The 19,652-nt window shown below is 73.9% G+C and carries 16 protein-coding genes; 10 read left to right on the top strand and 6 right to left on the bottom strand.

The genetic code is table 11. The features are described 5' to 3' along the window. Positions 1 to 84 precede the first annotated feature (84 nt). Entirely contained in the window at positions 85 to 1,479 is a 1,395-nt protein-coding gene (locus AC5L3C_RS07175) for a bifunctional transcriptional activator/DNA repair enzyme AdaA (RefSeq protein WP_493653762.1), read from the top strand. A 2-nt stretch (positions 1,480 to 1,481) separates the two neighbouring features. Further along, on the top strand, positions 1,482 to 1,997 hold the full coding sequence (locus tag AC5L3C_RS07170) for a methylated-DNA--[protein]-cysteine S-methyltransferase (RefSeq protein ID WP_493647723.1): 516 nt from the start codon (positions 1,482 to 1,484) through the stop codon (positions 1,995 to 1,997). A 26-nt stretch (positions 1,998 to 2,023) separates the two neighbouring features. On the opposite strand, the gene AC5L3C_RS07165 is transcribed toward AC5L3C_RS07170, so the two are convergent. Beyond that, positions 2,024 to 2,506 (bottom strand): DUF456 domain-containing protein, encoded by a 483-nt coding sequence (locus AC5L3C_RS07165; RefSeq protein WP_493647721.1) that lies wholly within the window; start codon positions 2,504 to 2,506, stop codon positions 2,024 to 2,026. Between the two features lie 169 nt (positions 2,507 to 2,675). Here AC5L3C_RS07165 and AC5L3C_RS07160 point away from each other — a divergent pair, with 169 nt between their 5' ends. After that, positions 2,676 to 4,208: a protein phosphatase 2C domain-containing protein gene (locus AC5L3C_RS07160; protein WP_493647719.1), complete on the top strand. Its 1,533-nt coding sequence runs from the start codon at positions 2,676 to 2,678 to the stop codon at positions 4,206 to 4,208. Between the two features lie 66 nt (positions 4,209 to 4,274). Continuing rightward, a complete protein-coding gene (locus tag AC5L3C_RS07155) occupies positions 4,275 to 6,017 on the top strand; it encodes a pyruvate dehydrogenase (RefSeq protein WP_493647718.1) in 1,743 nt (580 codons plus the stop codon). A gap of 16 nt (positions 6,018 to 6,033) precedes the next feature. Here the strand turns inward: AC5L3C_RS07155 and AC5L3C_RS07150 are convergent, their stop codons facing one another. Continuing rightward, positions 6,034 to 7,917 carry a helix-turn-helix domain-containing protein gene (locus tag AC5L3C_RS07150; RefSeq protein ID WP_493647715.1) on the bottom strand — a complete coding sequence of 628 codons (1,884 nt, stop codon included), beginning with the start codon at positions 7,915 to 7,917 and terminating at the stop codon, positions 6,034 to 6,036. A gap of 255 nt (positions 7,918 to 8,172) precedes the next feature. On the opposite strand from AC5L3C_RS07150, the gene AC5L3C_RS07145 reads away from it, so the two are divergent. Together AC5L3C_RS07145 and AC5L3C_RS07140 are read left to right on the top strand one after the other, a co-directional pair. Then, entirely contained in the window at positions 8,173 to 8,793 is a 621-nt protein-coding gene (locus tag AC5L3C_RS07145; protein ID WP_493647713.1) for a hypothetical protein, read from the top strand. Between the two features lie 213 nt (positions 8,794 to 9,006). Further along, positions 9,007 to 9,408: an ATP-binding protein gene (locus AC5L3C_RS07140; RefSeq protein WP_125503375.1), complete on the top strand. Its 402-nt coding sequence runs from the start codon at positions 9,007 to 9,009 to the stop codon at positions 9,406 to 9,408. A 92-nt stretch (positions 9,409 to 9,500) separates the two neighbouring features. Here the strand turns inward: AC5L3C_RS07140 and AC5L3C_RS07135 are convergent, their stop codons facing one another. Together AC5L3C_RS07135 and AC5L3C_RS07130 are read right to left on the bottom strand one after the other, a co-directional pair. Next, positions 9,501 to 10,547, bottom strand: coding sequence for a DUF2637 domain-containing protein (locus AC5L3C_RS07135; RefSeq protein ID WP_493647710.1), 1,047 nt, complete (start codon positions 10,545 to 10,547; stop codon positions 9,501 to 9,503). A 320-nt stretch (positions 10,548 to 10,867) separates the two neighbouring features. After that, positions 10,868 to 11,743 (bottom strand): (2Fe-2S)-binding protein, encoded by an 876-nt coding sequence (locus AC5L3C_RS07130; protein WP_493647708.1) that lies wholly within the window; start codon positions 11,741 to 11,743, stop codon positions 10,868 to 10,870. A gap of 166 nt (positions 11,744 to 11,909) precedes the next feature. Here AC5L3C_RS07130 and AC5L3C_RS07125 point away from each other — a divergent pair, with 166 nt between their 5' ends. Beyond that, a complete protein-coding gene (locus tag AC5L3C_RS07125; protein WP_493647706.1) occupies positions 11,910 to 12,722 on the top strand; it encodes a GntR family transcriptional regulator in 813 nt (270 codons plus the stop codon). A 126-nt stretch (positions 12,723 to 12,848) separates the two neighbouring features. Here the strand turns inward: AC5L3C_RS07125 and AC5L3C_RS07120 are convergent, their stop codons facing one another. Together AC5L3C_RS07120 and AC5L3C_RS07115 are read right to left on the bottom strand one after the other, a co-directional pair. Next, complete coding sequence (locus AC5L3C_RS07120) at positions 12,849 to 13,610, bottom strand: hypothetical protein (protein WP_493653760.1); 762 nt, start codon at positions 13,608 to 13,610, stop codon at positions 12,849 to 12,851. Positions 13,611 to 13,770: 160 nt separating this feature from the next. Continuing rightward, entirely contained in the window at positions 13,771 to 15,456 is a 1,686-nt protein-coding gene (locus tag AC5L3C_RS07115; RefSeq protein ID WP_125503372.1) for a PucR family transcriptional regulator, read from the bottom strand. 268 nt (positions 15,457 to 15,724) lie between these two features. Here AC5L3C_RS07115 and AC5L3C_RS07110 point away from each other — a divergent pair, with 268 nt between their 5' ends. From AC5L3C_RS07110 to pucD, 3 genes are read left to right on the top strand one after another with little or no spacing between them, the layout of a single operon-like run. Next, positions 15,725 to 16,615 carry an FAD binding domain-containing protein gene (locus tag AC5L3C_RS07110; protein ID WP_125503371.1) on the top strand — a complete coding sequence of 297 codons (891 nt, stop codon included), beginning with the start codon at positions 15,725 to 15,727 and terminating at the stop codon, positions 16,613 to 16,615. Then, complete coding sequence (locus AC5L3C_RS07105; RefSeq protein WP_125503370.1) at positions 16,615 to 17,187, top strand: (2Fe-2S)-binding protein; 573 nt, start codon at positions 16,615 to 16,617, stop codon at positions 17,185 to 17,187. The genes AC5L3C_RS07110 and AC5L3C_RS07105 overlap by 1 nt, the downstream gene beginning before the upstream one ends. Before the next feature lie 2 nt (positions 17,188 to 17,189). Continuing rightward, positions 17,190 to 19,574 carry a xanthine dehydrogenase subunit D gene (gene pucD / locus AC5L3C_RS07100; protein ID WP_493647703.1) on the top strand — a complete coding sequence of 795 codons (2,385 nt, stop codon included), beginning with the start codon at positions 17,190 to 17,192 and terminating at the stop codon, positions 19,572 to 19,574. Positions 19,575 to 19,652: the final 78 nt, after the last annotated feature.

Raw genomic sequence — 19,652 nt, 5'->3', positions numbered from 1 at the left:
CGTACCGCACACGCCAGGGCGAAGACCCTGATGTCCGATTTCCGCCAGCCGGGGGTGTCCGGATGGCGGAGACTGGACGGCGTGATGGATGAGGACAGCAGGTACGAGGCGGTGCGCAGCCGGGACGCCCGGTTCGACGGGGTGTTCTTCTTCGCCGTGGAGTCGACCGGCATCTACTGCCGGCCCAGCTGCCCCGCCGTCACGCCCAAACGGCACAACGTGCGGTTCTTCGCGACCGCCGCCGCCGCGCAGCGCTCCGGGTTCCGGGCCTGCCGGCGGTGCCGCCCGGACGCCGTGCCCGGCTCCGCCGAGTGGAACGTGCGGGCGGACGTCGTGGGCCGGGCCATGCGGCTCATCGCCGACGGTGTCGTCGACCGCGAGGGCGTCGCCGGACTCGCCACGCGGCTCGGCTACAGCGCCCGCCAGGTGCAGCGGCAGCTCACCGGCGAGCTCGGCGCCGGGCCCGTCGCCCTCGCCCGGGCCCAGCGGGCCCACGCCGCGCGCGTGCTGCTCCAGACCACCGGGCTGCCCGTCACCGAGATCGCCTTCGCGTCCGGGTTCGCCAGCGTGCGCCAGTTCAACGACACCGTGCGGTCCGTGTACGCCAGCACACCCAGCGCACTGCGCGCGTCCGCGCCCCGCGCCGGCCGGACCGTCGCACGCGCCGCCACACCATCCGCCGGGATCCCCCTGCGGCTCGCCCACCGCGGCCCCTACCAGGCGGGATACGTCTTCGACCTGCTGGAACGCGAGGCGGTCCCGGGCGTCGAGGAGGTGACCGGCGCCCCCGGCGACCGCACCTACCGGCGCACCCTGCGCCTGCCGTACGGCACCGGCATCGCCGCCGTAGGCGAACGCCCGCACACCGGGACCGGCGCCCACCCCGGCGGCTGGCTCGACGCCCGCGTCCACCTCACCGACCCGCGCGACCTCACCACCGCCGTCCAGCGGCTGCGGCGGCTGTTCGACCTGGACGCCGACCCGTACGCCGTCGACGCCCGCCTCGGCGCCGACGCCCGGCTCGCCCCGCTGGTCGCCGCCCGGCCCGGACTGCGCTCACCGGGGGCCGCCGACCCCGACGAACTGGCGGTGCGCGCGCTCACCGGCCGTGACGCGGCGGCCGACCTGGTCCGGCGCCACGGCAAGCGGCTCGACGCCCCGTGCGGCGCCCTCACCCACCTGTTCCCCGAACCGGAGGTCCTCGCCGAGGCCGAGCCCGAGGGCACCCTGGGCGCGCTCACCGCCGCCCTCGCCGACGGCACGGTACGCCTCGGCCCCGGCGCCGACCGCGACGCGGCCCGGGACGCCCTCGCCGCCGTCCCCGGCCTGGACGCGCGCACGATCGCCACGATCCGCACCCGCGCCCTCGGCGACCCGGACGTACCCCCGCCCGCAGGGGACGGGGACACCCCCGACAGCTGGCGCCCCTGGCGCTCGTACGCCCTGAACCACCTGCGTGCCGCAGGAGAGCTGGAGTAATCATGACGACCACGACGACGGCCACGCCGACCACGACGTACTGGACGCGGGTGGACAGCCCCGTCGGGACGCTGCTGCTCACCGCCGCCCCGACGGGTGAGCTGACCTCGCTCTCCGTGCCCGGTCAGAAGGGCGGACGCACCGTACGGGACGACTGGCGGCACGACCCGGGGCCGTTCCGAGAGGCCGGGCGGCAGCTCGCCGCGTACTTCGCCGGCGAGCTCAAGGAGTTCCGGCTGCCCCTGCGCGCCGTCGGCACACCGTTCCGGGAGAAGGTGTGGGCGGCCCTCGACGACGTCCCGTACGGCGCGACCGTCTCCTACGGGGAGATCGCGGCCCGGATCGGCGCCTCCCGGCCCGCCGTACGGGCGGTCGGCGGCGCGATCGGGGCGAACCCGCTGCTCATCGTCCGCCCCTGCCACCGGGTGATCGGCTCCGACGGCTCGCTGACCGGGTACGCGGGCGGCCTCGAGCGCAAGGTACGGCTGCTGACCCACGAGGGGGCGCTGGGGGCCTGAGTACGCTGCGGGCCTGAGCACGGCGCTCAGGCCCAGAACACCGCGCCCAGCCACGCCGCCGTGATCAGCTGGCAGGTGAACAGCTCCGTCAGCACGCTCCAGCCCCATGAGCGCATCGCCGTACGGGTCGCCGCGAACGCCTGCCTGCGCCGGCCCAGACGGAGCCGCTCGCGGACGTACAGCCCGCCGAGGAAACCCGGGACCGCGCCCACCACGGGCACCAGCACGAAACCGAGGAGCGAGCCGCCGCCCGCGTACGCGAGCACGCGCGCGTCGGCCCCGCCCATCCGCAGTCTCCGGGGCGGCAGCGACCAGCGCACCACCTGGGACAGGAACAGCACCACGGTCGCCCCCACGCACACCCACCACGCGACGGCCTGCGGATCCTTCAGCGCCCACCACACAACCCCGGCCCACACCAGCCACGACCCGGGCACCCCTGGGATGAGCACTCCGCACAGGCCGAGCAGGAGCACAAGTCCGGTGAGCAGGAGGTCCCAGGCTCCCATCTGTCCAGGGTGCCGGAGCCCCGGCCACGGCGCAGAACGGGACGACCCCCGTCCCGCCTCGCACAGCCGTCCCGGGGTTCACCCGGGAGGCCGTGCCGTGTGCGCCGCCGGGCGGGGATTTTCCGGATGCCCCGTTTTCAACCGGCCCGCGCGGGCGACAATTGGGGGCATGACTCAGCAGGGGGGAAGGCCTACCGGTCCTGAGGACGACTGGTGGGGGCAGCTGTACGACGAGGCCGCCGGTGACACGGGCCCCGCACCGGCGCCCGATTCCCTGGACGACCGTTTCGCCTCGGCCTCCGGCACGCTGAACACCGGGCCGGTGCCGGACCCGGCCCCCACGACGCGGGTCCCCGCACCCCGTGCCACCCCCACCCGGGACCGGGCGCCCTGGGAACCACCGCCCGCCGCGCCCCCGGGCCCGGTGACCTTCCCGCCGAGACCTCCTCGGCACGCCGTGCCCGCCGATGAGGAGGAAACGGACGGGAGCGGTCCCCGGGACGCGCCCGCGGCCCGCGAGGACGCGGACCCGCGGCGCCGGCGGGATCCGCGGCGGAGGCACGCGGCCGGTGAGCCGGGTGACGCGCGGGAGCCGGAGTCCCTGCCGCCCATGACCTTCGGGACCTGGACGCCGTTCCCGGACTCGGCGCCTGTGCCGCCCGCCGCCCCGGAGCCCGAGGACGCACCGCCCCCCGCCGACCCCCGCCCCTCCCGCCTGGAGGCACCCCCGCCGCCACCCTCCCGCGGCCACGTCGGATCCCGGCCGCCCACCTACGACGCCGAGCCCACCGCCCTGCCCGCCGCCGACCCCGACGGACTGGACGAGCTGACGCCGGACACCGTCCTCGACGGCGCCCGGTGCGGTGCCTGCACCCTGCGGGCCGCGTCCGTGCGCGGCGACTCCGCGCGGTACCGGGGCGAGCCGCGCCGTGACGCGCTGCTCACCGCGCGGTTCGGGACGGGGGAGCGGGCGCTGCTCCTCGTCGCCCTCGCGACCGGCACGCGCACCGCGCCCCGCTCGCACCTGGCCGCCGCCGAGGCCTGCCGCTGGATCGGCCGTGCCGTGGGGCGCAGCCACGAGCGCCTCGTCGACGACATCAGGGCCGCCCGGCGCGGCGACCTCAAGTCGGGCCTGCACCGCCTCACCGACCGCAGCCTCGGCCGGCTCCGCGCCGGCGCGGTCGAACAGGGCCTCGACCCCGACGACTACGCGGCCACCCTGCGCTGCCTGCTCCTGCCCGCCGACCCCGACTGCCGCACCCGGGTCTTCTTCGGCGTCGGCCCCGGCGGTCTGTTCCGGCTGCGGGAGGGCATGTGGCAGGACATCGAGCCGGAGGTCGCCGACGTCACGGGCGAACCGGTGGTCGGCTTCGGCTCGCCGCCCTCCGAGACCCCCGAGGGCGACCGGCTCACCATGGACCTCGGCATCCCCACGCCCCCGAGCCCGTACGAGCCCGCCCCCGCGCCCCCGCGCGAACCCTTCCGCTTCCGTACCTCCGTAGCCCGCCCGGGTGACACCCTGCTGATGTGCGGCACCGGTCTCGCCCAGCCGCTGCGCGGCGAGGAGGAACTCCGCGCCCACCTGTCCGGCCGGTGGTCCGGCCCCGAACCGCCCGGCCTCGCCGCGTTCCTGGCCGACACCCAGGTACGGGTCAAGGGATACGCGGACGACCGTACGGCTGTCGCCGTTTGGGAGGCGTGAGCGCTCACGGTGTGAATTCATGGGACTCGTCAGGCATCTTCGACACCGGAGGGGCAGACGGAACCCATGGCCAAACAGAACATCGCCGAACAGTTCGTCGACCTTCTCACCCGCGCGGGGGTCAAACGCCTCTACGGCGTGGTCGGCGACAGCCTCAACCCGGTCGTCGACGCCGTGCGCCGCAATGCCGCCATCGACTGGATCCACGTCCGGCACGAGGAGACCGCCGCGTTCGCCGCCGGCGCCGAGGCGCAGGTCACCGGCCGGCTCGCCGCCTGCGCGGGCTCCTGCGGGCCGGGCAACCTGCACCTCATCAACGGCCTCTACGACGCCCACCGCTCCATGGCCCCGGTCCTCGCCCTCGCCTCGCACATCCCGTCCAGCGAGATCGGCCTCGGCTACTTCCAGGAGACCCACCCCGACCAGCTGTTCCGTGAGTGCAGCCACTACTCCGAGCTGATCTCCAGCCCCCGGCAGATGCCCCGGCTGCTCGACACCGCCATCCAGCACGCCGTCGGCCGCTCCGGGGTCAGCGTCGTCTCCCTGCCCGGCGACCTCGCCGACGAGCCCGCACCGGACCAGGCCCCCGAGACCGCCCTCGTCACCTCCCGGCCCACGGTCCGCCCCGGCGACGCGGAGATCGACCGCCTCGTCGACCTGATCGACCGGGCCGAGAAGGTCACCCTGTTCTGCGGCGCCGGCACGAAGGGCGCGCACGCCGAGGTGATGGAGTTCGCCGGGAAGATCAAGTCCCCGGTCGGACACGCCCTGCGCGGCAAGGAATGGATCCAGTACGACAATCCGTACGACGTCGGGATGAGCGGACTGCTCGGCTACGGCGCCGCCTACGAGGCCACGCACGAGTGCGATCTGCTGATCCTGCTCGGCACGGACTTCCCGTACAACGCCTTCCTCCCCGACGACGTGAAGATCGTCCAGGTCGATGTGCGGCCCGAGATCCTCGGACGGCGCTCCAAGCTGGACCTCGCGGTGTGGGGCGACGTGAAGGAGACCCTGCGCTGCCTGACGCCCCGGGTCCGGACCAAGGACGACCGGAAGTTCCTCGACCGGATGCTGAAGAAGCACGCCGACGCGCTCGAGGGCGTGGTGAAGGCGTACACGCGGAAGGTGGAGAAGCATGTGCCGATCCACCCCGAGTACGTGGCGTCCGTCCTGGACGAGATGGCCGACGACGACGCGGTGTTCACCGTCGACACCGGCATGTGCAACGTCTGGGCGGCGCGCTACATCACGCCCAACGGCCGCCGCCGGGTGATCGGTTCCTTCTCCCACGGCTCGATGGCCAACGCGCTGCCGATGGCGATCGGGGCGCAGTTCACCGACCGGGGCCGGCAGGTCGTGTCGATGGCCGGCGACGGCGGATTCACCATGCTGATGGGCGACTTCCTCACGCTCGTGCAGTACGACCTGCCGGTGAAGGTCGTCCTGTTCAACAACTCCTCTCTCAGCATGGTCGAGTTGGAGATGCTGGTCGCCGGTCTGCCCTCGTACGGCACGGCGATGAAGAACCCCGACTTCGCCGAGGTCGCCCGCGCGTGCGGCGCGTACGGGGTGCGGGTGGAGAAGCCGAAGGACCTGGCCGGGGCGCTGAAATCGGCGTTCCGGCACAAGGGCCCGGCCCTCGTCGACGTCGTCACCGATCCCAACGCGCTCTCCATCCCGCCGAAGATCAGCAAGGAGATGGTGACCGGGTTCGCGCTGTCCGCGTCCAAGGTCGTACTGGACGGCGGCGTGGGCCGGATGCTGCAAATGGCCCGCTCCAACCTGCGCAACGTGCCCCGGCCGTAGGCACCTTGGTGAGTCGTCACCGCTCGCGCGGACGCCACTCGCGGGTGGACGTGTCGTACTCGTAGCGGGGCCGGTCCGCGACGCCGCTGGTGCGGAAGGGGCGGCCGTCGTCGTCGACGCGGACCGTGCCGGTGCGGCCCTGTGAGGACCAGTCCAGCTCCAGGTACCAGCGGCAGTCGCAGCCGTGGGTCCGGGCGGTGACGAGCAGCACCTCCGGGTCGGTCGCGGAGACCGTGTAGGGCAGCTTCACGGCCGGGATCGGCGTGCCCGAGTCGTTCCCGGCGACCGCGCGGGCGATGGGCCGGTCCTTGTCCAGGTCCACGTCGAAGTAGCGCGGGGTGAGGGCGCCGCCGCAGCCCTGGTCCATGCCGTAGGCGTTGCCCGGGGCGGGCCCGGCACGGCCGACCACACGGACCCGGAGCGCCGTGAGGACGACGGCGGTGCCGGAGGTGCCCTGGACCGACAGTTCCACCATCGTCTCGCCCCCGTGCACGGCCGACTGCGCCTCCGCCCACGTCCGGGCGTCCTGCGGGGCCGGAGGGGGCGGCACCTGCTTGGGCGGGCGCGCGATGACGTAGTCGTGCCCGCACCCGGCCGACCAGACGTGGGAGTCGGCGGACCAGGTGAGCGGCAGCGGCGCGGCGGGCCCCTTCGACCCGGACGGCTCGGCGGAGTCGCGCCGCGCGCCCGGCGCGCCCGGCCGCGCCTTCGGCGAGGGGGCGGCGGTGGCGGAACCGGTTCCGGTGCCCGTGACGGAAGGCGTGGGCGAGGCGGTACCACCGCGCGGCGTTGCGCCGCCGACCCCGGTCGCCGTGGCGCTCGACGGCACCACGCCGGTTCCTTCCCTCCCGGCGGACGGCCGCCGCCCGTCGTCGGTCGGCAACGCGGCCAGACTCCCCACGGCCGCCAGCACGACACACGCGGCGGCCACACCGACGGCACCCCGCTTACGCCGTTGCGACCACGGCCGCTTCTTCCCGCCCCCGCCGGGCAGGGGCCCACTCACGGTGCCGCCTCGCGCAGCGGATTCACGAGGCCCGCCCGCCACGCCGGATACGACACCCCTGCCGCTCCGCCCCTCGGTGACACCCCCGGCATCCGCGCCGGACGGGGCGCCGGGACGGGGGTCGGGGGAGTTGCCCGCGCCGGGCCGCGTGTCCGTGCCGGGGCCGGAGACTGTGGCCGATGTGGAGGCCTTGATGGAGTCGCCGCCTGCGTCGGCCGTGTGGCCGGTGCGGGACCCGGTGCCGGGAGCCGGCGGGCTGTCCGTGCCGGGATCGGATCCGGCGCCGGGACGGGTACTCGTGCCGGTGCCCCGACCGGGCGCGCTGTCCTTGCCGGGGCGGGTTCCCTTGCCGGGGGTGGTTGTCGTGCCGGGGGTGGCGTCGTCGCCTGGGCGGGTGCTTCTGCCTGGGGTGGTTGTCGGGTCGGGGTGGGTTCCCTTGCCGGGGGTGGTTGTCGTGCCGGGGGTGGCGTCGTCGCCTGGGCGGGTGCTTCTGTCCGGGGTGGTTGTCGGGTTGGGCTGGGTGCTCCTGACGGGGGTGGTTGTCGGGTTGGGCCGGGTTGTTGGGCCGGTGGCCCCGGCGGGGGTGGGGGCGGAGGCCCCCGGCGGCTTCGGGCCGGCGGCGGGAGCCGGGGCGCGGGGGTGTTGGCGGGTGGCGGCTGCCTGGAGCCAGTGGGCGTGGAGGGCGAGGCGCTCCTCGCGGCTCGCGCCGCAGAGCGCGGCGAAGCGTTCCACGGGCGCGAAGTCGACCGGCACCGCCTCCCCCGCGCAATAGCGGTGCAGCGTCGACGTGTTCATGTTCAGGCGGCGGGCCAGCGAGCCGTAGCTGCGGTCCGTCCGTTCCTTCAGCTCCCGCAGCAGCGCCGCGAACTCAGCCACGTCGTCCTGTGCCGACACCGACACGTCTCCCCGCACTCGCTCCGACCCGGACGGCCCCTGGGAGGGCATCCCAGGCACCCCATATACCTGCACGTCGGACGGGCTGGGATGGTTCCATGCCGGTGGATCCGGCGACGACGCTTGCGCCCGCCCCCCGAGGCGCCCGATGCTCGTGGCACGCACCGCCCCGACGGCCACCGGACGGACCGACCCGGTCGTCGTCCCGGCATACCGCACCGCCATTCCATCACGCACACCTCACGGGGGACACCCATGGCCATGCGCACCCGGGCCGCCGCGCTCGCCACGCTCACCGTCGCCGCCCTCGCGGCCGGCACGACGCTCACCGCACCGGCAGCCGCCGCCGTGCACAAGAGCGCCGAGCCCGCTTTCCTCTCCGCGTCCGAGCTGCCTCCGCACCCGTCGTCCGACTGGACCGCAGGACCGGTCACGGACGGCTTCCCGGAGCAGCTCGCGTACTGTCTGGGCGAGGGCGTACCCGCCTACGACTACCGGCACCGCCTCTTCCACACCGACCTGGACACAGGCGCCGTACAGGTCACCGTCGTGACCGGCTCCGCGGCCAAGGGCAAGGCGCTGGCCGCCGAGCTCGACCGGCAGCTCCGTACCTGCGCCGACCGGCTCGAGCGGACGTACCCGGACATCGAGGCCGAGGGCCGGTACTACGGCAAGCTGCCGGTCGAGGAGGGCGCGACGGTGCGCGGGCTGCACACGGAGACCTCCTGGGGCGCGACGGACATCCACCTGCTGTCCGTGGGACGCGACGGCAGGACCGTGACCGTCGTCGACTGGGGCCAGATGGGCGACTTCGGTGACGCCCCGGTCGGCGCCTTCAAGAAGACGACGAAGAGGGCCGTCAACAAGCTCTATTGAGCCACGGCCCGCCACGACCACCGCGAAAGCCGGGGTCGTCCTCTCGCCACGGGGGTCGGGAGGACGGCCCCGCGGGCATGCGTGGCCTGTGCACTTCGGCCAACTACCGATGCGTGACGATGCGGCATGACTGGCGCCCGCGCGACACGGGCAAAGATTCCCGTGTACGCGTTCGAGCCACGGGGAATCGACATCTGCACGCGGGCGGGGGCCATGAAAAGTCAGGCTTCGGCAGATCGGCTGAGGCGCACACTGGGGCGGGCGGATCTCAGAGCGGTACGGGAGTCACGCCGGGCGGTGCGCGAACTGCTCACACACTGGGGGACTCCGGAGCGGTCGGAGGTCGCGGAACTGCTCACCAGCGAACTCGTCACCAACGCACTCGTCCACACCGACCACGAGGCGGTGCTGACGGCCACCGTCGGGCCGCGCAGACTCCGGGTGGAGGTACGGGACTTCGTGTCCCGTGAGCCCCGCCCCCGACCGCCGCGCAGCGGCGACGGGACGCACGGCAGGGGCCTGGTGCTGGTCGAGTCGCTCGCGGACAAGTGGGGCGTGCGACGGCACGAGGTGGGCAAGTCCGTCTGGTTCGAACTCGGCACGGACGCCGCCTGAGGCACCAGGAGACACCAGAAGGCGCACCGGAGGCAGGAGCATGCCGCGGGTGCGGCCCGTGCGGGCCGCACCCCCTCGACCGTCCGGCGGTCTCAGCCGAACTGCTGCTCGATCTCCTTGAGCTTGCGCTCCAGGGAGTCCAGGCGCGGCAGCGCCTGGGTGTCGTCCTCGGCGGTGAGGTCGACGGTCACCGCGTCAGTTCCGCCGGTACGCACCGGCTGAAGGGAGGGACGCGCGCGCAGGGGCAAGGCCTCCGGCGCCGATATGGCAGGCTCCGCGGAGACCATCTCGGGCTCGCGCTCCACCGTCGCGGTCTCCAGCTCGCGCCCGCCGCCCCGGCCCACGAACCCCCGGTGGCCGCGGCTGATCGCCTTCAGCCGGGCCCGCTCCACCCGCTGCTGGTCGCGGCGGCGCTGCTTGGCCTCGTCCTTGCGGGCCTTGTCCTCGCGCACTTCCTCCACCGCCTCGTCGAGGCTGCGCACACCCTCCAGCAGCATCAGCGACCAGGCGCGGTAGGTCTCCCGGGGGGCGCGCAGCCAGCGCACGATACGGATCTGGGGGAGCGGACGCGGGACCAGCCCCTGCTCGCGCAGGGCGGCCCGGCGGGTCTGCTTCAGCGCGCGGTCGAACAGCACCGCCGCGGACAGGGACATGCCCGCGAAGAAGTGGGGGGCGCCCGCGTGCCCGATGCCCCGGGGCGCGTGGACCCAGTTGAACCAGGCCGCGGCGAAGGCGAACGTCCACACGAGTATCCGCGAGCCGAGGGCCGCGTCACCGTGGCTGGCCTCGCGCACGGCGAGCACCGAGCAGAACATCGCCGCGCCGTCCAGGCCGAAGGGGACGAGGTACTGCCAGCCGCCGGAGAGGCCGAGGTTCTGTTCGCCGAAGCCGACCAGGCCGTGGAAGGAGAGCGCGGCGGCCACCGCCGCGCAGCAGAACAGCAGTACGTAGGAGACGGTGCCGTAGACGGCTTCCTTGCGCCGACGGCGCTCCTCGCTGCGCTCCCACGAGTCGTCCGCGCTCGTGTCCTTGACCGAGGAGCGCTTCCCGCGCGCCAGCACCGCCACCGCCGTCAGCATGCCCAGGAGCAGCACGGCGCCCGGAAGCAGCCAGTTCAGCGATATGTCGGTCAGTCTCATCTAGGGGTCCCTTGCATTGGGATAGGGCGTAACGCCCGCCATAGTGGCCCAATCCCGGCTGCCCTCAGGGGGTTTCGGGGCAAGAGGCCGCCAAGGGAGTGCGAGGGGGGTGTCGAGGCGACGTTCTGCTCGAACTGCCGCATGAGGGGCGGGAGTTGAGTTCGAATAAGACTACCCGTACGGGGGGTTCTGCGGATAGTTCCCGCGACAGGTGAGGGAATTGTGAATCAGCTGTGACCTGAGCGGCGTGCTGAGCGGATGATGCCACGGCCCCCGCGAAGGGCTGTCGCGGGGGCCCGGGTTCGCGATGTGACGTCGTGTCAGCTCGCGTGCGCCGCGACGGCAGTGGCGGCAGCGGTGGCTCGCGCGGCGGGCGTCGTGTCCTTGGCGCAGGTGCGCGGGCAGGTGGCGCAGATGTCCGCCGGGCGCAGGGTGTAGAACATGCAGCAGCTCACCCGGTCCCGGGTCGCCTGCTCCCGCTCCGCGCCGGGCCCGGACGGCCGGCGGAACGCCGCCGCGCCGACGTACGGCTTGGTCGCGCCCGGCAGCAGCAGCTCCAGCTCGCGCATCGCCCGCTCGTCCTCGCCGAGCAGCTGGGCGACGTACCACAGGCTCTCGACGATCTCGTCGGTCGCCATGCCCCACAGGGCGCGGCCCCTCCGCCGCATCCGGGGGCCGAATCCGGCCAGCACGGGTTCGAGGTGCTGGGCCACCGCCGCGCGCACCTCCGCCCGCAGCGCCTCCTCGTCGGGCACCACCCGGGCGCCGGGCAGCGCGGCGGCCGGGTCACCGGGCAGGCAGGCGAAGCCGTCCGGCCGTACGGCCATGCGGCCCACGGCGAGGCCCGGGGCGGTGCGGTCGAACGAGACACGCGTCACGGGGTAGCGCGGCACCCGGCGGTGCAAAAACCAGGGCACGGTGATCAGCAGACAGGCGGGCCAGGCGTAGCGGTGCAGGCCGAAACTGGCGATCACGTCCGGGCGGGCCTGCTGCCCGTAGTCCCGCCGCACCTGTGTGTCGTCCCAGACGAGGAACGCGTCCAGGCCCGGCCCGGCCTCCGCGAGCTCCGACGCCGTGACCCAGTTGCCGCCACGCGGCGCCTCCTCGCCGGGGCCGAGCTCGGTGACGGCGAGCGCGGGGAAGGCCTCCGCCAGACGGGCGTACGCGTCCGCGACGGCCGAACCGGGCACAGGCATGGGACCACCCATTCACGTCTCGTGGAGCCGGACAGTAAAGGTAAGCCTCACCTTACCGAAGATCGGCGAGATGTGAACTGGTGTCCGGTGCGCCTATGGTGCTTGACGTACGGGTGGCAACCCGCCTCAATGACCCCAAGTACCGATACGTCCGCAGGAGGCGCTTGTGAAGCAGGGCACGCGGGGCTCCGCCGGGACCTATGAGGCGGCGGTCGAGGCGGCGGGGGCCGCGCAGGCCGCCGCCGGTTCGGGGCGGCGCCGGGTGCCCGCCCAGCCGGGGGCGTCGGACGTGGCGGACAGCGCGGTGCGGGGGGAGCACACGCACAGTGAGCCCGCGGTCGGGCCGGCTCCTGCTCCCCGGGCCGTGGTCCAGCGGTCGTCCGTGCGCGGTCAGGTGCTCGCCGCCCTGCGGACCGCGCTGATCACGGGTGACCTGCGGCCCGGCGAGGTGTACTCCGCGCCCGCGCTCGGGGAGCGGTTCGGCGTCTCCGCGACGCCCGTCCGTGAGGCCATGCAGCAGCTCACCCTGGAGGGCGCGGTCGAGGTCGTGCCCAACCGGGGGTTCCGGGTCGTCGAGCGGGGTGCGCGGGAGCTGGCGGAGCTGGCCGAGGTCCGGGCGCTGCTCGAGGTGCCGGTCATCCTGCGGCTGGCGCACAGCGTGCCGGCGGAGCGGTGGGCCGCGTTGCGGCCGCTCGCCGAGGCGACCGTCCGGGCGGCGTCCTCCGGGTGCCGGGCGACGTACGCGGAGGCGGACCGGGCCTTCCACGGGGCGGTGCTGGGGCTCGGGGGGAACGAGCAGCTGGTCGAGGTCGCGGGGGAGTTGCACCGGCGGGCGCAGGGGGCGGTGGTCGGTGGGGCGTCGCTGGTCGCCGACGCGCATGAGCACATGGCGTTGCTGGATGCGTTGGTCGCGGGGGATGTGGGTGTGGTGCGGGTGCTGGTGGGGGAGCACTTCGGCGGGGGTGGGGTTGGGGGCTGAGGGGGGTGCCCTGAGTTTTTTCGCCCCCGCCGCCCCTTCCCGTCCCGTCCCGTCCCTGGGGGCTGCGCTGCGCCCCCAGACCCCCATCGGCCCTTCGGGCCTCGTCCTCAAACGCCGGACGGGCTGTTAGGCCGTCGCCGCGTCCGGAGGGGACAGCTGGGGTGCCAGCCACGTGGGGATTCCGCCCAGGAGGCGGTGGAGGCGGCGGGCCTCTTCTTTCAGGCGGGCGGCTTCCGGGCCCGTTTCCGTTTGGGCCAGGGAGACCAGGGCCGGGGCCGTGCCGACCAGGTAGCCCAGTTCCTCCCTGATGCGCAGGGACTCGGCGAAGCCGTGCCGGGCCTCGGTCAACTCGCCCTCGCGCAGGGCCAGTCCGGCGAGGTGGCGCCAGGTGCCGGAGAGCAGCAGCGGATCGGGGTGGGCGGTGGCCCCCGCGTGGGCGCGGCGGTAGGCCGCCCGGGCCGCCTGAGGCGACCGGGTGAGGTTCTCCGCGATCAGCCCGCGCCGGAAGTCCAGCAGCGCCCGGCCCGGCGCCCCCGGGGCGATCAGCGCCGCCGCCCGGCCGAGCGCGGCCCGCGCCTCGTCCGCCCGGTCGCGCACCCGGAACAGGGTGGCCGCGTAGGCCAAGTACCCGCGTTCACAAGCGGCCGCGCCCCGCTCGTCGTCGCTGTGCGCCATCGCCTCGGCCGTCCGCAGCGCGTCCTCGGCGTCCTCCCACCCCACCTCGGTGTAGAGACACCGCTCCACCAGCAGCGACGCCCGTTGCAGGGCAGCCTCCGGGGTGTCGGGGGCGAGCAGTGCGGCGGCGTCCGCCCAGCAGGCGCGGGAGCGCAGGCGCCACACCGCCGTCTGGAGCGGATCGTCACCGGCGGTCGTTCCGTCACCCGACATGGCGGTATGCGCCACGTTGCCCTCCCCGAGCACGCCATCGAGCTGTTGAGTGGTGGCCGCATCTCAGCACGAACCAAGGGGCCCGGCCAAGAGGGTGGGTGAAGGATTTCACAAAGTCATGGGCTGCGGACCCGAACTGGCCGGACGGGTCCTTTTCGGATCAACTCATGCGCAGTGCCAGGAAAAAGTCCAGCTTGTCCTCGAGCCGGGAGAGATCACGGCCCGTCAGCTGCTCGATGCGGCCGACGCGGTAGCGCAGCGTGTTGACGTGCAGGTGGAGGCGGGAGGCGCACCGGGTCCAGGAGCCGTCGCAGTCGAGGAACGCCTCCAGCGTGGGAATCAGCTCCGCGCGGTGCCTGCGGTCGTACTCCCGCAGCGGGTCCAGGAGGCGGGCGGTGAACGCGCGGCGCACGTCGTCGGGGACGAAGGGCAGCAGCAGGACGTGCGAGGCGAGTTCCTGGTGGCCGGCCGCGCAGACCCGGCCCCGGCGGGCCGCGGCGACGCGCCGGGCGTGCCGTGCCTCCTCCAGCGCGCCGCGCAGCCCCTCCGCCGAGTGCACGGCGGCGGAGACGCCCAGGGTGAGCCGTCCGTCGCCGTCCAGACCGGCCGAGAGCGGCTCGCGCACGGTCTCGAGCAGCGCATCGGCGGCGACCCCGGCAGCGGCGGCGTCGTCGCCGGTCACCGCGGGCAGCGGGACGAGGGCGACCGCCTCGTCGCCGGTGTGCGCCACCGCGATGCGGTCGGAGTGCTCGGGACCGGTCGACGCCGGGTCGACCAGGATCTCCTCGAGCAGCGCCTGGGCCACCGGACCGCCGTCCACCTCCCCGCCGTCCCACTCGACCCGGGCCACGACCACCTGCCAGTGCGGCGCCGTCCCCAGCCCGGGCAGCAGCACGGGCGCGGCCACCCGCAGCCTGGCCGCCGTCTCGGCGGGCGCGGCGCCCGTCTGGAGCAGTTCGAGGACCTCCTGGGCGAGCCGGCGCCGCACCGTGCGCGCCGCGTCCCGGCGGTCCCGCTCGACGGAGATCAGCTGCGTCACGCCCTGGAGCAGGTCCAGCCGCTCCGGGGCCCAGTCCCCGGCGTCGGCCTCGACGGCCAGCAGCCAGTCCGACAGCACCGTCTCGCGCACGTCCCCGGCCGTGGGCGCGGCGCGCCCGCCGCCGCGCACCGGGAAGAGGCTGTACGTCGTCCGGCCCAACGTGACCCGGTGCGGTCCGAGCCGGCCCGTGCGGGCGGCCGCCAGCTGCTCCGCGGCGAGCCGGGCGCACACGTCGGCGGGCAGCGTCGGCTCCGCCCCGTGCGTCTCCGCGGTCTTCGGGCCCGCGATCAGCCGGCCGGTCGGCGACAGCACCCAGGCCCGCAGGTCCAGGTCGGAGCCGAGCAGGTCCAGGACCACGTCCGGTCCGCCGCCCGCCGGGCCCGACGTCATCATCCGCCGGTGCCGGTCCACCACCGCGGCGAGGTCCCCGGCGCGCTCGCCCGAGACCTGCCGCACGACGTGCTCGGTGATGGTCGCGAACGCCACCGACTCGTGCACGGCGAACAGCGGCAGCCGGTGCCGCGCACAGGCCACGATCAAGTCGTCCGGCACATCCCCCAGTTCCGCCTCACCGGCGGCCAGGGCGGCCACCCCGGCCTGCGCCAGGATGCGTACGAACGGTTCGGAGTCGGCGGCGTCCCGGCGCCAGGCCAGCCCCGTGAGCACCAGTTCCCCGCCGGAGAGATAGCGGCTGGGGTCCCGCAGATCGGTGGTCATCACGCCCCGCACACCGCGGTCCAGCTCGTCCTCGCCGCCGAGCAGCTTCAGGCCCAGCGCGTCGGTGTCCAGCAGTGCGCGCAGCCGCATTCTCGTCGCCGCCGTTCTCTGTCTCGATATCTCGGGTCCCCTGTGACCGGAGGAAGTGGGGAGGTTCCTGCCGACCTGCTTTCATACGAATCTACAAGATGCCCTTGTTGGCCAGCCGACTCCTTCATGGTTTCCGTGACTGACCCCGGTGGATCGCACGGCGGTGTACTGGGCCCACTGCGAGTGAACACCACATGAACGAGCCGGGCCCGCCGCACACGGATTGGCTCAATCTGTACGCCCCACGAGACGAAGAAGAGAGCCGGTCATGGACTTCCTTCGCCCCGCCAGCTGGGAGGAGGCGCTCGCCGCGAAGGCAGAGCACCCCGCCGCTGTGCCGATTGCGGGTGGCACCGACGTGATGGTCGAGATCAACTTCGACCACCGCCGGCCCGAGTACCTCATGGATCTGGGCCGCATCGGCGACCTCGAGGAATGGGAGGTCGGCGAGGAGAGCGTACGGCTCGGCGCCTCGGTCCCGTACTCGAAGATCATGGAGCACCTGCGCGCCGAGCTGCCGGGCCTCGCCCTCGCCTCCCACACGGTCGCCTCCCCGCAGATCCGCAACCGCGGCGGCGTCGGCGGCAACCTCGGCACCGCCTCCCCGGCCGGCGACGCCCACCCGGCGCTGCTCGCCGCCGGCGCCGAGGTCGAGGCCGAATCGGTGCGCGGCACCCGGCGCATCCCGATCGACGCCTTCTACACCGGCGTGAAGCGCAACGCGCTGGAGCCCGACGAGCTGATCCGCGCCGTCCACATCAAGAAGGCCGACGGTCCCCAGCAGTTCTCCAAGGTCGGCACCCGCAACGCCATGGTCATCGCCGTGTGCGCCTTCGGGATCGCCCTGCACCCGCGGACCCGCACGGTGCGCACCGGCATCGGCTCGGCCGCCCCGACACCCGTCCGGGCGCAGGCCGCGGAGGAATTCCTCAACGCGGCGCTGGAGGAGGGCGGCTTCTGGGACAACGGGAAGATCATCACCCCCTCCGTCGCCAAGCGGTTCGCCGACCTGTGCGCCGGCGCCTGCAACCCGATCGACGACGTGCGCGGCACCGCGAGCTACCGCCGGCACGCGGTCGGGGTCATGGCCCGCCGCACACTGACCTGGACCTGGGAGTCGTACCGCGGCGCCCGCCGCACCACGCAGGGAGCCGCGTAATGCGTATCGACTTCACCGTCAACGGACGCCCCCAGGAGGCCGACGACGTCTGGGAGGGCGAGTCCCTGCTGTACGTGCTGCGCGAGCGGCTGGGCCTGCCCGGCTCCAAGAACGCCTGCGAGCAGGGCGAGTGCGGCTCGTGCACGGTCCGCCTGGACGGCGTGCCCGTGTGCTCCTGCCTGGTCGCGGCCGGCCAGGCCCAGGGCCGCGAGGTCGTCACCGTGGAGGGCCTCGCGGACCACGCCCGGCAACGGGCCTGCTCCACCGGCGCCCGCGGCACCTCCCTGGACGAGGCCAAGGCGTGGCAGCCACAGGGCGCCGACTCGCAGACCGGCGAGGGCACCGAGCTCTCCCCGATCCAGCAGGCGTTCATCGACGCCGGCGCCGTCCAGTGCGGATTCTGCACCCCCGGCCTGCTGGTCGCGGCCGACGAGATGCTCGAACGCAACCCCAGCCCCAGCGACGCGGACATCCGCGAGGCCCTGTCGGGCAACCTGTGCCGCTGCACCGGCTACGAGAAGATCATGGACGCGGTCCGCCTGGCGGCCGCCCGCCAGTCCGAGGGGGTCTGAGCATGCCCACGAACGGCGTTCCCACCAAGATCACCCAGGGCTCCGGGACCAGGGGCGGCATCGGCGAGTCCACGCTCCGCCCCGACGGCACCCTCAAGGTCACCGGCGAGTTCGCGTACTCCTCCGACATGTGGCACGAGGACATGCTCTGGGGGCAGATCCTGCGCTCCACGGTCGCGCACGCCGAGATCGTCTCCATCGACACCGGCGAGGCCCTCGCCGTCCCGGGCGTGTACGCCGTGATGACCTACGACGACCTGCCGGCCGAGGTGAAGCACTACGGCCTGGAGATCCAGGACACCCCGGTCCTCGCCCACGGCAAGGTCCGCCACCACGGCGAGCCCGTCGCCGTCGTCGCCGCCGACCACCCGGAGACCGCCCGCCGCGCGGCCGCCAAGATCAAGGTCGAGTACCGCGAGCTGCCCGTCATCACCGACGAGGCCTCCGCGCTCGCCCCGGACGCGGTCCTCGTCCACGAGAACCGCGACGACCACCACGCAGGCCACGTCCCCCACCCCAACGTCGTCCACCGCCAGCCCATCGTGCGCGGCGACGTCGCGGCCGCCCGCGAGCGGGCCGATGTGATCGTCGAGGGCGAGTACACCTTCGGCATGCAGGACCAGGCCTTCCTGGGCCCCGAGTCCGGCCTCGCGGTGCCCGAGGAGGACGGCGGCGTCCACCTCTACGTCGCCACCCAGTGGCTCCACTCCGACCTGCGCCAGATCGCGCCCGTCCTCGGACTGCCCGAGGACAAGGTACGGATGACCCTGGCCGGCGTCGGCGGCGCGTTCGGCGGCCGCGAGGACCTGTCGATGCAGATCCACGCCTGTCTGCTCGCCCTGCGTACCGGCAAACCCGTCAAGATCGTCTACAACCGCTTCGAGTCCTTCTTCGGCCATGTCCACCGCCACCCGGCCAAGCTCTTCTACGAGCACGGCGCCACCGCGGACGGCAGGCTGACCCACGTCAAGTGCCGCATCGTCCTCGACGGCGGCGCGTACGCCTCCGCCTCCCCGGCCGTGGTCGGCAACGCCTCCTCCCTCGGCGTCGGGCCGTACGCCGTGGACGACGTCGACATCGAGGCCGTCGCCCTCTACACCAACAACCCGCCCTGCGGCGCCATGCGCGGCTTCGGCGCGGTCCAGGCGTGCTTCGCCTACGAGGCGCAGATGGACCGGCTGGCCGAGAAGCTCGGCATGGACCCGGTGGAGCTGCGCCGGCGCAACGCCATGGAGCAGGGCACGCTGCTGCCCACCGGGCAGGCCGTCGACTCCCCGGCGCCGGTCGCCGAACTCCTGCGCCGCGTCAAGGCCATGCCGATGCCGCCGGAGCGCCAGTGGGAGTCCAGCGAGGGCGCCGACGTGCGCCAGCTCCCCGGCGGCCTGTCCAACACCACGCACGGCGAGGGCGTCGTCCGGGGCGTCGGCTACGCGGTCGGCATCAAGAACGTCGGCTTCTCGGAGGGCTTCGACGACTACTCCACCGCCCGCGTCCGCATGGAGGTCGTCGGCGGAGAGCCGGTCGCCACCGTGCACACCGCGATGGCGGAGGTGGGCCAGGGCGGTGTCACCGTCCACGCCCAGATCGCCCGCACCGAGCTGGGCGTCACCCAGGTGACCATCCACCCGGCCGACACCCGGGTCGGCTCCGCGGGGTCCACCTCAGCCTCCCGGCAGACGTATGTCACCGGCGGCGCGGTCAAGAACGCCTGCGAGCTCGTCCGCGAGAAGGTGCTGGAACTCGGCCGGCGCCGGTTCGGCTCCCACCACCCGGCCTGGGCCACCGCCGAGCTCCTGCTGGAGGGCGGCAAGGTCGTCACCGACGGCGGCGAAGTCCTCGCCGACCTGGTGGACGTGCTCGGCGAGGAGGCCGTGGAGGTCGAGGAGGAGTGGCGGCACCGGCCGACCGAGCCCTTCGACCTGTGCACCGGCCAGGGCAACGGCCACGTCCAGTACTCCTTCGCCGCGCACCGCGCCGTCGTCGAGGTCGACACCGAACTCGGCCTGGTGAAGGTCATCGAACTGGCCTGCGCGCAGGACGTCGGCAAGGCGCTCAACCCGCTGTCCGTGGCCGGCCAGATCCAGGGCGGCACCACGCAGGGCCTGGGCGTGGCGGTCATGGAGGAGATCGTCGTCGACCCGAAGACCGCGAAGGTGCGCAACCCGTCCTTCACGGACTACCTCATCCCCACGATCCTCGACACGCCGACCATCCCCCTCGACGTGCTCGAACTCGCCGACGACCACGCGCCCTACGGTCTGCGCGGCATCGGCGAGGCTCCCACCCTGTCCTCCACCCCGGCGGTCCTGGCAGCCATCCGCGACGCCACGGGCCTCCCCCTCACCAAAACCCCGGTCCGCCCGGAACACCTCACCGGGACTCTCTGACCCACCTCGCCGCACCCTGCGAGCAGCGTGCGGCACCCGCGCCGGGCAGGCGACCAACACCCCCACGGTCACCCCCCC

It is taken from the genome of Streptomyces speibonae, assembly GCF_984686075.1.
This window is presented reverse-complemented; position numbering and strand designations above follow the sequence as displayed.

What these genes read in the sequence shown, in the direction of transcription:
- AC5L3C_RS07175 (WP_493653762.1), top strand. Translation starts at nt 85, where the DNA reads ATGGATGAGGACAGCAGGTACGAGGCGGTGCGCAGCCGGGACGCCCGG.
- AC5L3C_RS07170 (WP_493647723.1), top strand. Translation starts at nt 1,482, where the DNA reads ATGACGACCACGACGACGGCCACGCCGACCACGACGTACTGGACGCGG.
- AC5L3C_RS07165 (WP_493647721.1), bottom strand. Translation starts at nt 2,506, where the DNA reads ATGGGAGCCTGGGACCTCCTGCTCACCGGACTTGTGCTCCTGCTCGGC.
- AC5L3C_RS07160 (WP_493647719.1), top strand. Translation starts at nt 2,676, where the DNA reads ATGACTCAGCAGGGGGGAAGGCCTACCGGTCCTGAGGACGACTGGTGG.
- AC5L3C_RS07155 (WP_493647718.1), top strand. Translation starts at nt 4,275, where the DNA reads ATGGCCAAACAGAACATCGCCGAACAGTTCGTCGACCTTCTCACCCGC.
- AC5L3C_RS07145 (WP_493647713.1), top strand. Translation starts at nt 8,173, where the DNA reads ATGGCCATGCGCACCCGGGCCGCCGCGCTCGCCACGCTCACCGTCGCC.
- AC5L3C_RS07140 (WP_125503375.1), top strand. Translation starts at nt 9,007, where the DNA reads ATGAAAAGTCAGGCTTCGGCAGATCGGCTGAGGCGCACACTGGGGCGG.
- AC5L3C_RS07135 (WP_493647710.1), bottom strand. Translation starts at nt 10,547, where the DNA reads ATGAGACTGACCGACATATCGCTGAACTGGCTGCTTCCGGGCGCCGTG.
- AC5L3C_RS07130 (WP_493647708.1), bottom strand. Translation starts at nt 11,743, where the DNA reads ATGCCTGTGCCCGGTTCGGCCGTCGCGGACGCGTACGCCCGTCTGGCG.
- AC5L3C_RS07120 (WP_493653760.1), bottom strand. Translation starts at nt 13,610, where the DNA reads ATGTCGGGTGACGGAACGACCGCCGGTGACGATCCGCTCCAGACGGCG.
- AC5L3C_RS07115 (WP_125503372.1), bottom strand. Translation starts at nt 15,456, where the DNA reads ATGCGGCTGCGCGCACTGCTGGACACCGACGCGCTGGGCCTGAAGCTG.
- AC5L3C_RS07110 (WP_125503371.1), top strand. Translation starts at nt 15,725, where the DNA reads ATGGACTTCCTTCGCCCCGCCAGCTGGGAGGAGGCGCTCGCCGCGAAG.
- AC5L3C_RS07105 (WP_125503370.1), top strand. Translation starts at nt 16,615, where the DNA reads ATGCGTATCGACTTCACCGTCAACGGACGCCCCCAGGAGGCCGACGAC.
- pucD (WP_493647703.1), top strand. Translation starts at nt 17,190, where the DNA reads ATGCCCACGAACGGCGTTCCCACCAAGATCACCCAGGGCTCCGGGACC.